This window comes from Blastococcus sp. SYSU DS1024 (assembly GCF_054050795.1).
Genome location: NZ_JBJHAA010000025.1, coordinates 44,390 through 54,655, shown reverse-complemented (window position 1 = coordinate 54,655; position 10,266 = coordinate 44,390). Strand labels below are relative to the sequence as shown.

At 74.7% G+C, this 10,266-nt stretch carries 9 protein-coding genes; 5 read left to right on the top strand and 4 right to left on the bottom strand.

Features of this window, described 5'->3' with window-relative positions; all coding sequences use genetic code 11:
• Nucleotides 1-374: 374 nt before the first annotated feature.
• Both ACI79S_RS18300 and ACI79S_RS18295 read right to left on the bottom strand, forming a co-directional pair.
• Complete coding sequence (locus tag ACI79S_RS18300) at nt 375-1,001, bottom strand: alpha-ketoglutarate-dependent dioxygenase AlkB (protein WP_456594870.1); 627 nt, start codon at nt 999-1,001, stop codon at nt 375-377.
• Between the two features lie 56 nt (nt 1,002-1,057).
• Nucleotides 1,058-3,280, bottom strand: a complete 2,223-nt coding sequence (locus ACI79S_RS18295) for a DEAD/DEAH box helicase (protein ID WP_456594869.1) — start codon at nt 3,278-3,280, stop codon at nt 1,058-1,060.
• 80 nt (nt 3,281-3,360) lie between these two features.
• Here ACI79S_RS18295 and ACI79S_RS18290 point away from each other — a divergent pair, with 80 nt between their 5' ends.
• The gene (locus ACI79S_RS18290) at nt 3,361-4,194 is read left to right on the top strand and encodes a PHP domain-containing protein (protein WP_456594868.1); all 834 of its coding nucleotides are present in this window, start codon (nt 3,361-3,363) and stop codon (nt 4,192-4,194) included.
• A gap of 12 nt (nt 4,195-4,206) precedes the next feature.
• On the opposite strand, the gene ACI79S_RS18285 is transcribed toward ACI79S_RS18290, so the two are convergent.
• A complete protein-coding gene (locus tag ACI79S_RS18285) occupies nt 4,207-5,388 on the bottom strand; it encodes a benzoate/H(+) symporter BenE family transporter (RefSeq protein WP_456594867.1) in 1,182 nt (393 codons plus the stop codon).
• A gap of 104 nt (nt 5,389-5,492) precedes the next feature.
• On the opposite strand from ACI79S_RS18285, the gene ACI79S_RS18280 reads away from it, so the two are divergent.
• From ACI79S_RS18280 to bar, 3 genes are read left to right on the top strand one after another with little or no spacing between them, the layout of a single operon-like run.
• On the top strand, nt 5,493-6,026 hold the full coding sequence (locus ACI79S_RS18280; protein WP_456594866.1) for an N-acetyltransferase family protein: 534 nt from the start codon (nt 5,493-5,495) through the stop codon (nt 6,024-6,026).
• 54 nt (nt 6,027-6,080) lie between these two features.
• Nucleotides 6,081-7,034 (top strand): carbamate kinase, encoded by a 954-nt coding sequence (locus tag ACI79S_RS18275; protein ID WP_456594865.1) that lies wholly within the window; start codon nt 6,081-6,083, stop codon nt 7,032-7,034.
• An 11-nt stretch (nt 7,035-7,045) separates the two neighbouring features.
• Complete coding sequence (bar, locus tag ACI79S_RS18270; protein WP_456594864.1) at nt 7,046-8,149, top strand: barbiturase; 1,104 nt, start codon at nt 7,046-7,048, stop codon at nt 8,147-8,149.
• 81 nt (nt 8,150-8,230) lie between these two features.
• Here the strand turns inward: bar and ACI79S_RS18265 are convergent, their stop codons facing one another.
• Nucleotides 8,231-8,662, bottom strand: coding sequence for a hypothetical protein (locus ACI79S_RS18265; protein WP_456594863.1), 432 nt, complete (start codon nt 8,660-8,662; stop codon nt 8,231-8,233).
• A 408-nt stretch (nt 8,663-9,070) separates the two neighbouring features.
• On the opposite strand from ACI79S_RS18265, the gene ACI79S_RS18260 reads away from it, so the two are divergent.
• Nucleotides 9,071-10,213, top strand: a complete 1,143-nt coding sequence (locus ACI79S_RS18260) for a Cache 3/Cache 2 fusion domain-containing protein (protein WP_456594862.1) — start codon at nt 9,071-9,073, stop codon at nt 10,211-10,213.
• The last annotated feature ends 53 nt before the right edge of the window (nt 10,214-10,266 follow it).

The window sequence follows — 10,266 nt, the reverse complement described above, 5'->3', positions numbered from 1 at the left end:
GAGCTGACACTCGCGATATCAATCAACCAAAGGAATCCCTGCCACAACCACAAGAGCCATGGCACGGGGTATTACTTGGCACTGACTTTCGGCACGCTGTTGAGTTCTCAAGGAGCGGACGCGCAAGGATTCTGGCCAATTTCTTGGCCTTCGTTCGAGGCGGTTTCTCCACTGTACACCGGGCTCCGCATCGGTGAACCTCGGGGGTTCGACCGGCGGTTTCCCGGGCCTCGCGGCCCGGTCCGTTCTCGCTCGGTGCAGGGAGAACCATACACGCCTCGGGAGGGGTCGTGCAGGGGGGTCCCCCGCCCCCCGTCGGCCCCGCCGCAGAGCCTCGTCGCGGGCGTGCGAGCGGTGGGGGAACGGGGCCTCCCTCAGGCGACCCCGGCCGGCCGGAACTGCACGCTGACCCGGGGCCCGACCGGTCGTGTCGTCTTGGGGATGCAGTGCTCCCAGGTGCGCTGGCAGGAACCACCCATGACCACGAGGTCGCCGTGGCCGAGGGGGAAGCGCAGCGACTCCCCGCCGCCCACCGGCCGCAGGAGGAGCGGGCGGGGTGAGCCGAACGAGACGATCGCGACCATCGTGTCGGCCGACCGCCCGCGGCCGATGCGGTCTCCGTGCCAGGCCACGCTGTCCCGCCCGTCCCGGTAGAGGCACATCCCCGCGGTGACGAACGGCTCGCCCAGCTCGGGCAGGTAGTGGCGGCTCAGCCGCTCGCGGGCCTCGACGAGCAACGGGTGCGGCAGCTGCTCGCGGCCGGAGTACCAGCGGAGCAGCCGGGGGACTGCGACCTCGCGCTCGTACATCTGCCGGCGGTCCTCCCGCCAACCGATGTCACCGAGCAGCACGTCGAGCACCTCGTCGGACCCGGACACCCAGCCCGGGAGGTGGTCGACCCAGGCACCACCACCGAGCACGTGCCGCGTCACGCCGTCCAGGGGCTGGAGCGTCACCTCGTCGGCGAGGTCCCACATCGAAGGCTGGTGCGCCAGCGTCATGGAAGGCACGCTACCCGGACCTTTCGCACATGTGTGCGAAAAGCTGTGGACAAGGTTCAGGCGGTGAGAGCCAGGGCGAACGGGAGGACGGCCGAGGCGCCGGCCCGGCGGAGCTCGCGCCCCGCGACGGTCATGGTCCAGCGCGAGTCGGCCAGGTCGTCGACCAGCAGCACCGGGCCGGCCAGCTCCGCCAGCCGGTCGCGCAGCTCCGGGCCCACGACGATCCGGTCCCACACGGCCGCCAGCCGGAAGGCGCTGTTCCCGCCGGGCTGCCCGGTCGGCCCACCGTGCGCCAGGGAGAGCTCGCCCAGGTAGGGGAGCCGACCCATGCGGGCCAGCCCCTGCGCGACGCCCGCCACCAGCCGGGGGCGACGGCGCGAGGGCACCGCCACCACGGCCGCCGGGCGCTCCGCCCAGTCCCAGGCGGCGAGCACCCGGCCGCACGCCCGGAGCAGCTCCTCGTCCGGCGGGACGTCGGAGACCGAGCGGCGCACCGGCACGTCGAAGGCAGCGTCCGGGTCCTCCTCGATGCTGGGCGCCTCGAGGTCGAGCTCCACCACACCGCCGACGCCGTCGTCACCGAGCAGGGAACGCAACCGCTGGCCCCAGCCGAGGTCGGTCAGCCGGGCCACCGCCCGGCCGGTCGCCAGCTGCTCCCCCGGCGGGATCTTCCCCTTCACCTCGACGCCCAGCCGGTCCGCTCCGGTGGGCCACATCGCCCGCGGCGCCAGCTCCACGCCCGGCCGGTCGAGCGCGGCCGACGCCTTCTCGGACGCCGCCTCCGGCACGTCGGTGGCGTACCAGGGCCCGGCGCAGACGTCGCACCGCCCGCACGGCGCCGCCGTCGGGTCGTCCAGCGCCGCCTGCAGGAAGGCCATGCGGCACTCGGCCTCGTCGACCGGCTTGGCGTAGGCGAGCATCGCGCGCTGCTCGGCCTCCCGGGTGCGGGTGACCCGGGCGTAGCGGTCGGCGTCGTAGACCCACGGCTGCCCGGTCGAGCGCCAGCCGCCCTGCACCCGCTCCACCGCGCCGTCGACGGCGAGGACCTTGAGCAGCAGCTCCAGCCGGGACCGCCGGACGTCGGCCACCGTCTCCAGCCGCGCGACCGACCAGGCCTTGCCGTCGGCCATCGCCGTCAGCACCGCGGCGGCGTGGTCCTCCCGCGGCATGGACGACGTGGCGAACCACTGCCAGATCGCGATGTCCTCGGGGCCGGGCAGGAGCAGGACGTCCGCGTGCTCGACGGCGCGGCCCGCACGGCCGACCTGCTGGTAGTAGCTGACCGGCGACGACGGCGCGCCGAGGTGGACGACGAAGCCGAGGTCGGGCTTGTCGAAGCCCATGCCGAGGGCGGAGGTGGCGACCAGCGCCTTCACCTCGTTCTTGCGCAGCGCCTCCTCGGCGTCCTTGCGGTCGGCGTCGTCGAGCCGGCCGGTGTAGGCGCGCACCTCGTGGCCGGCGTCGCGGAGCAGGTTCGCCGTCTCCTCCGCCGCCGCCACGGTGAGCGTGTAGACGATGCCGCTGCCCGGCAGGTCGCCGAGGTGCGCGGCGAGCCAGGCCAGCCGGGCCCGGTCGCTGGGCAGCCGCAGGACCCCGAGGCGCAGAGAGTCGCGGGAGAGCGGGCCGCGGACGGTGGTCACCTCGACGCCCCCGGCGCCCAGCTGCTCGGCGACGTCGGCCACCACCCGCTCGTTCGCCGTCGCGGTGGTGGCCAGCACGGGAGTCCCCTCCGGCAGTGTGCCCAGCAGGTCGCGGATGCGGCGGTAGTCGGGGCGGAAGTCGTGCCCCCAGTCGGAGACGCAGTGCGCCTCGTCGACGACGACCAGCCCGCAGCGGGCGACCAGCCCGGGCAGCTGCTCCTCCCGGAAGCGGGGATTGGTGAGCCGCTCGGGCGAGACGAGCAGGACGTCGACGTCGTCGGCGGCCAGGCGGGCGGCGATGTCGTCCCACTCCGTCATGTTGGCGCTGGAGATCTCGACCGCCCGGATGCCGGCGCGGGCCGCGGCGGCCACCTGGTCGCGCATCAGCGCCAGCAGCGGCGACACGAGCAGCGTCGGGCCGGCCCCGCGGCGGCGCAGCAGCGCGGTGGAGACGAAGTAGACCGCAGACTTGCCCCAGCCGGTGCGCTGGACGACCAGCGCCCGCTGGGAGCGCTCGACCAGCGCGGCGACGGCGGCGTCCTGCCCTTCGCGGAAGACCGCGTCGGGGCGGCCGGTCAGCTCGCGGAGGATCTCCAGGGCCTCGTCGGCGATCGAGGACGGCGGTGCGGCGGTGCTCATGCCGACGACAGTAGGCACCACCGCCGACAGCGACGGCCCCCCGCGCGCGACCGGTGGACGACGGGGAGAATCCACAGTCGATGGACCACCAGGGGCAGCTTCCGGCCGACAACCACGTGCACACCCACTGGTCGTGGGACACCCCCGACTCGTCGACCATGCGCCGGGCGTGCGAGCGGGCGATCGCCCAGGGCCTGCCCGCGGTCGCGTTCACCGAGCACCTCGACTTCACCGTCTGGCACGACGAGGACCGGGCCACCGCGGAGGGGCTGGTCGACCGCTACCCGGCCCACCAGCTGCCGATCGACGTCGAGGGGTACTTCGCCGAGCTGGCCGAGGTGCGCGACCGGTTCCCGGAGCTGCGCATCTGGTCGGGCATCGAGACCGGCGAGCCGCACCTGTTCGCCGCCAGCATCGCCCGCCACCTCGAGGACTCCCCGGTCGACCGCGTCCTCGGCTCGCTGCACTCGCTGTCCGACCAGGGCCGGCTGGTCGGCGTCGGCCGGCTGCTGCACGTCGACCCCGACGCGACCATGCGCCGCTACCTGGGCGAGATGGTCGGGATGATCGAGAGCAGCGACGTCTTCCAGGTGCTCGCCCACGTGGACTTCCCGCGCCGCTACTGGCCCGGCGGCTCGCACCGGTACGTGGAGAAGGACTACGAGGAGGAGTACCGGGCGGTGTTCCGGGCCCTGGCCGGCACCGGCCGGGCGCTGGAGATCAACACCAGCAGCCCGCTGGCGTCGGCGGACCAGGTGCGCTGGTTCTACGAGGCCGGCGGCGAGGCGGTCAGCTTCGGCAGCGACGCGCACGCGCCCGCCGCCGTCGGGCAGAAGTTCGACCTCGCCGTCGCCGTCGCGGAGGCGGCCGGGTTCCGCCCGGGACGGGACCGCTTCGACTTCTGGCGGCGCTGACGGGGGCTCCCGTCAGGCCGGGGCGGCGGGCTCCGCTGCGGCCGGGGACGGCCGGTACCAGGCCCAGCAGGCCAGTCCGACGACGAGCGACCAGAACGCCGACCCGATGCCACCCACGGTGACGCCGCTGATCGCCACCAGGAAGGTGGCGACGACCGGGATCCGGTCCTCCGCCCGCGCCAGCGCCGCGCTGAGGGACGAGGCCAGGACCGGCCACAGGGCGAGGCCGGCGGCCGCCGCGACGAACCCGGCGGGTGCGGTGACCACCAGGGCGGCGACGGCGGCCGAGACGAGCGCGAACCCGACGTAGGTCAGGCCTGCGGTGCGGGCGGCGAGGTAGCGGCGCGACGGGTCGGCGTCCGCCTCGGGTCCGGCCGCCAGCGCCGCGCTGATGGCGGCCAGGTTGATCGCGTGGCCGCCGAACGGGGCGCCGAGCAGCGTGCCGGCGCCGGTGACGGCCATGGCCGGGCGCCACGGCGCCCGGTAGCCGTAGGCCGCCAGCACCGCCATGCCGGGCACGTTCTGCGAGGCCATGGTGACCAGGAACAGCGGCAGGGCCAGCCCGACGACGGCGGTCGAGGTGAAGTCCGGCGTCGTCCACTCGAGGACGGGCACCAGGGCGGCGGCGTCGACCCCGCCCTCGCGGGCAGCCAGCCAGCCGATGATGCCGAGGGTGACGGTGAACGCGGCCGGCACGGCCCAGCGCGGGGAGAACCGCAGGAGCACCACCCAGACCAGCACGACGGGCACCACCAGCCAGGGGATCTCCAGCGCGGCCCGGACCGGCTGCAGGCACAGCGGGACCAGGACGCCGGCCAGCATCGCCTGCGCCAGCACCGGCGGGATGGCCGCGATCGCGCTCCCCAGCCGGGGCCACGCCGCGGTGAGCAGGACCAGGACGCCGACCAGGGCGAAGGCGCCGACGGCCACCTCCCAGGACGGCGCCGAGGCCGTCGCCAGCAGGGCCGCGCCGGGCGTGGACCAGGCGACGGTGATCGGCATCCGCGTCCGCTGGGCCAGCAGCACGGTCGCGAGCCCCATCGCCAGCGACAGCACGACCAGGCCCGAGGCCGCCTGCCCCGGTGTCGCGCCGACCGCGCGGAGCCCGGTGAGCACGACGGCGAAGGAGCTCAGGAAGCCGACGAGCGCGGTCACCAGCCCCGCGACGGTCGTCGACGACGGAGCGGCGGGCACGGCGCGGGACGCTAGCCCAGCGGACCGCAGCGCTCCGGCTGCGGCGGGGCGAGGTGGCGGAGCTCACCTCCGTGCGACGACGCGCCCCGCCTACGTTGCTGCTCATGGGTGCCTCCGCTCCGACGATCCGGGACGCCACCGAGGCCGACGCCGCGGCGTGCGCCGCCATCTACGCGCCCTACGTCACCGGCACCGCGATCACCTTCGAGCTCGAACCCCCGACACCGGCACAGATGGCGGAGCGGATCGCGGCGGCCCGGCGGGCGCACGCCTGGCTGGTCCTCGAGGACGACGGCGCCGTCGTCGGCTACGCCTACGCCGGGCCGTACAAGGAGCGCGCCGCCTACCGGTGGAGCTGCGAGGTGAGCGTCTACCTGGACGGCGGGCGACGACGGCGCGGCGGCGGGCGCGCCCTCTACGAAGCGCTGTTCGAGCGGCTGGCCGCCCGCGGGTTCCGCACCGCGATCGCCGGGATGACGCTGCCCAACGAGCCGAGCGAGGGCCTGCACACGGCGATGGGCTTCGAGCCGATCGGCACCTACCGGCGGATCGGGTTCAAGCACGGCCGGTGGCGCGACGTGCTCTGGGCGCAGCGACCGCTGGGCGCCTACGACGACGACCCGGCCGAGCCGAGCTGACCTCCTTCGGAGAAGTACTTCACCGCTAAGGGAAATGCGGCTAGGGTCGGCGGGGTGACGTCGACGCGCGTGGTGATCGCCCTGGGCGGCAACGCCATGACCGGGGCCGACGGCTCCGCGACCCCGCAGGCGCAGCGCGATGCGATCCGGCAGGCCGCCGGGCACGTCGCCGAGGTCGTCGCCGCGGGCGTCCAGGTGGTGCTCACCCATGGGAACGGCCCGCAGGTGGGCAACCTGCTGGTCAAGAACGAGCTCGCCGCCCACGAGGTGCCCCCGGTGCCGCTGGACTGGAACGTGGCGCAGACCCAGGCCACCATCGGCTTCACCGTCGCCGACGAGCTGGACGCCGCCCTGGCCGTGCGCGGCCTCCCCCAGCGCACCGCCGCGCTGGTCACCCGCACCCGCGTCGACGCCGACGACCCGCGCTTCGCCGAGCCCTCCAAGCCGGTGGGCCGCTTCCTGCCGCGGGAGCGGGCGGAACAGTTCGTCTCGCTCGGGCAGACCTGGGAGGACCGCGGGGAGAAGGGCTGGCGGCGCGTCGTCGCCTCGCCGGAACCCCGGGCCGTCGTCGACTCGCCCGCCATCCACGCCCTGGCCGCGGCCGGGTTCGTCGTGGTGTGCGCCGGCGGTGGCGGCATCCCGGTGATCGACGACCACGTCGACGGGCACGCGCTGCGCGGCGTCGAGGCGGTCATCGACAAGGACCTGACCGCCGCGATCCTCGCCCGCGACGTGGACGCCGACACCCTGGTCATCGCCACCGACGTCCCGAACGTGATGGTCGACTTCGGCGCCCCGTCACAGCGACCGCTGGGCCGGGTCACCGTCGCCGAGCTGCGTGAACTGGCGGCGGCCGGGCAGTTCGCCCGAGGATCGATGGGCCCGAAGGTGGAAGCAGCTCTCCGTTTCGTCGAAGCCGGCGGAGCCCGCGCCGTCATCACCTCGCTCCAGCACATCGCCGACGCCGTCCGTGGCGACGACGCCGGCACCGTCCTCACCCACTCCTGAAGGGAACCCGCATGCCCGCACCGATCGAGGTCCGCAAGGTCCCGCTGCACAACGTCAGCGACGCCTCCGAGCTCGCCAAGCTGATCGACGACGGCGTCATGGAGGCCGACCGCGTCATCGCCGTCATCGGCAAGACCGAGGGCAACGGCGGGATCAACGACTACACGCGGATCATCGCCGACCGCGCCTTCCGCGAGGTGCTGCTCGAGAAGGGCTCGCGGAGCAAGGAGGAGGTCGGCGACATCCCGATCGTGTGGTCCGGTGGCACCGACGGCGTCATCAGCCCGCACGCGACCGTCTTCGCGACGCTGCCCGAGGACTCGGTCGAGAAGACCGACGAGCCGCGGCTGACCGTGGGCTACGCGATGAGCGACGTCCTGCTGCCCGAGGACATCGGCCGCGTCGCGATGGTCGAGAAGGTCGCCGAGGGCGTGAAGAAGGCGATGGAGGCCGCGGGCATCACCGACCCGGCCGACGTGCACTACGTGCAGACCAAGACGCCGCTGCTGACGATCGACACGATCCGCGACGCCCACCAGCGCGGGGAGACGACGATCCTGGAGGAGCCGCACGGCTCCATGGACATCTCCAACGGCACGACGGCGCTGGGGATCGCGGTGGCGCTCGGCGAGATCGAGATGCCGAAGCAGGAGCAGATCATGCGCGACCTGTCGCTGTACTCCTCGGTGGCGTCCTGCTCCTCGGGTGTGGAGCTGGACCGGGCGCAGATCGTCGTCGTCGGCAACGCCCGCGGGCACGGCGGCAGCTACCGCGTCGGCCACTCGGTCATGACCGACGCCCTCGACCAGGACGGCATCTGGAACGCCATCCGCGACGCCGGCCTCGAGCTGCCCGAGCGCCCGCACCACACCGACCTCGGTGACCGGCTGGTCAACGTGTTCCTCAAGTGCGAGGCCTCGCCCGACGGCAAGGTGCGCGGGCGGCGCAACGCGATGCTGGACGACTCCGACGTCTCCTGGCACCGCCAGATCAAGGCGTGCGTCGGCGGCGTGACCGCCTCGGTGACCGGCGACCCGGCCGTGTTCGTCTCGGTGGCCGCGGTGCACCAGGGCCCGTCCGGCGGTGGCCCGGTGGCCGCGATCGTCAAGGCGTAGTCCCCAGCTCTGGCCTGCTTCGGGGAAGTGGGGCTCCGGACGACGTTCCGGAGCCCTGCTTCCCCGAAGTCGTCCCGGGGATCAGGCGTAGCTGCCGCGCAGGCCGACCGGCGGCAACGGTGACGTGAGGTCCTCCTCCGCGAGCGCCTGCGCGCGGGACGGTGCCGGTACCGGCGGCCGCCCGCGGCGCTCGGCCCCACCGGGGACCACGAAGCGGTAGGTGGCGTCGACGTCGCGGACGGCGAAGACGTCCGCGTCCGGGCCAGCGTGGTGCAGGACGACGGTGTCGAAGCGCTCGGCGACCCGGCGCAGGGAGTCCGCGTCGGAGACGTCGATGACGGTTCCGCTCGCGGCGAGCCCGGCGACCGGCACGATCCGGTCGGCGTGCCGCACGAGGAACTCGTCGGCGGCGTCGCCCCGGCCGGCCCGGCCGAGCAGCGCCCCGACCCCGGCGACGAGCAGCGCGAGGGCAGCCAGGGCGAGGACCGCGCCCCGCGCGACGCCGATCGGCACCGACAGCGCCAGGACGTCGAACGAGCGGGCCCGACCGTCGTCACCGGCACCGACGTCGGGATCACCGCGGTCAGCACGGTCTCGGGGTCGCCGGCCAGGCGCAGCGCCGTCGGGTCGAGCGCGAAGTCCAGGGTCGCCGGGGAGCCGGCCTCGAACGCCGCGCCCCGCGCGGTACCGGTCGGAATGGTCGCGCCGCTACGGGGTCGGCCGGCGCCCGGCGCGCCTTCCCGGGCCCGGCGACGGGCGGCCTACGGTTCCGGAACGGCCCGTCCGCGGGCCGGTCCGCCGGTCGACTGCAGGGAGGAACAGGTCGTGCGCTCGCCCACGTCGTCAAGCTCCGTGCCCCTGCCCCCGGCGGTCGCCCCCACACCCCCGGCCCCGCGGCGCGCGCCCGAGCGGGACACGAGCTTGGAGGACGCGGCGCAGCAGGCCGGCGTCCTCGCCCAGGCCTCCCGGGAGGTCTCCGGCACCTCCGCCCAGGCCGCCGCGTCCCTCGCCGAGCTGCGGGCCGCCATCGGCGACATCTCCGCGAGCACCGGCCGCGCGTCCGCCGTCGCCGAGGAGGCGGTGCGTGACGCGCAGGCGGTGGACGACCGCATCGTCGCACTGCAGGCCGCCAGCGAGTCGATCACCCAGTTCGTGCGCCTGATCAGCGCGATCAGCCAGCAGAGCCGCTTCCTCGCGCTGAACGCCTCGGTCGAGGCCGCCCGCGCCGGCGACCTCGGCCGCGGCTTCGCCGTCGTCGCCGACGAGGTCAAGGAGCTCGCCGACCGGACGGCCCAGGCCGCCCGGGACATCGACGCCCAGATCACGGCGGTGCAGCGGGAGACGCAGCAGGCCGTCGAGGCGGTGCAGCGGATCACCGGGACGCTCGGCTCCATCGCCGAGGCGCAGGACACCATCGCCGCCGCCGTCGAGCAGCAGCGGGCGGCCACCGAGCGCGTCGTGGAGAACGTCGACCGCGCGGCCAGCGGCTCCGCGCGGATCAGCGAGGCCGTCGGGCAGCTGGCCGAGAGCCAGCGGGTCGTCTACGTCCGCCGCGCCCTGGCGGTGGCCGAGCAGCGGCTGGCCGACCTGGGTGGCGCACGGCTCGGCGACGCCCGGGCCCCCTTCACGGTGCGCGACCAGACCACCGGCGCCACGCACACCGCCGCGCTGCCCGACCTGCTGCTCGGCGACGCGCCTCTGGAACGCAGCGACGACCCCCGACGGCCGTCGCTGCTCGTCGACGAGGTGGTGCGGCAGGTCGGGGGCAGCTGCACGCTGTTCCAGCGCCTGGACGACGGCGGCATGGTGCGGGTGGCGACGACGGTGCTGAACCCCGCCGGCCGGCGCAACGTCGGCACCGCCATCGCGCGGACCGGTCCCGACGGCCGCCCGAACCCGGTGCTCGCCGCCGTGCTGGCCGGCGGCACCTACACCGGTGCGGCCACGGTCGCCGACCGGCCGTACTTCACCGCCTACACCGGTCTGCGGGACGACGGCGGGACCCTCATCGGCATGCTCTACGTCGGCCTGCCCCTGGACTCGATGCCCGGCACCGGCAGCTGATCGCTCCGGGGGTCGACGGCGAGCCCGCCGCCGTCCTCTAGGTTGACCGGGGG

Bases quoted from the DNA above. Each gene is read 5' to 3' on its own strand.
- ACI79S_RS18300 (WP_456594870.1), bottom strand. From the start codon at position 1,001: ATGACGCTGGCGCACCAGCCTTCGATGTGGGACCTCGCCGACGAGGTG.
- ACI79S_RS18295 (WP_456594869.1), bottom strand. From the start codon at position 3,280: ATGAGCACCGCCGCACCGCCGTCCTCGATCGCCGACGAGGCCCTGGAG.
- ACI79S_RS18290 (WP_456594868.1), top strand. From the start codon at position 3,361: ATGGACCACCAGGGGCAGCTTCCGGCCGACAACCACGTGCACACCCAC.
- ACI79S_RS18280 (WP_456594866.1), top strand. From the start codon at position 5,493: ATGGGTGCCTCCGCTCCGACGATCCGGGACGCCACCGAGGCCGACGCC.
- bar (WP_456594864.1), top strand. From the start codon at position 7,046: ATGCCCGCACCGATCGAGGTCCGCAAGGTCCCGCTGCACAACGTCAGC.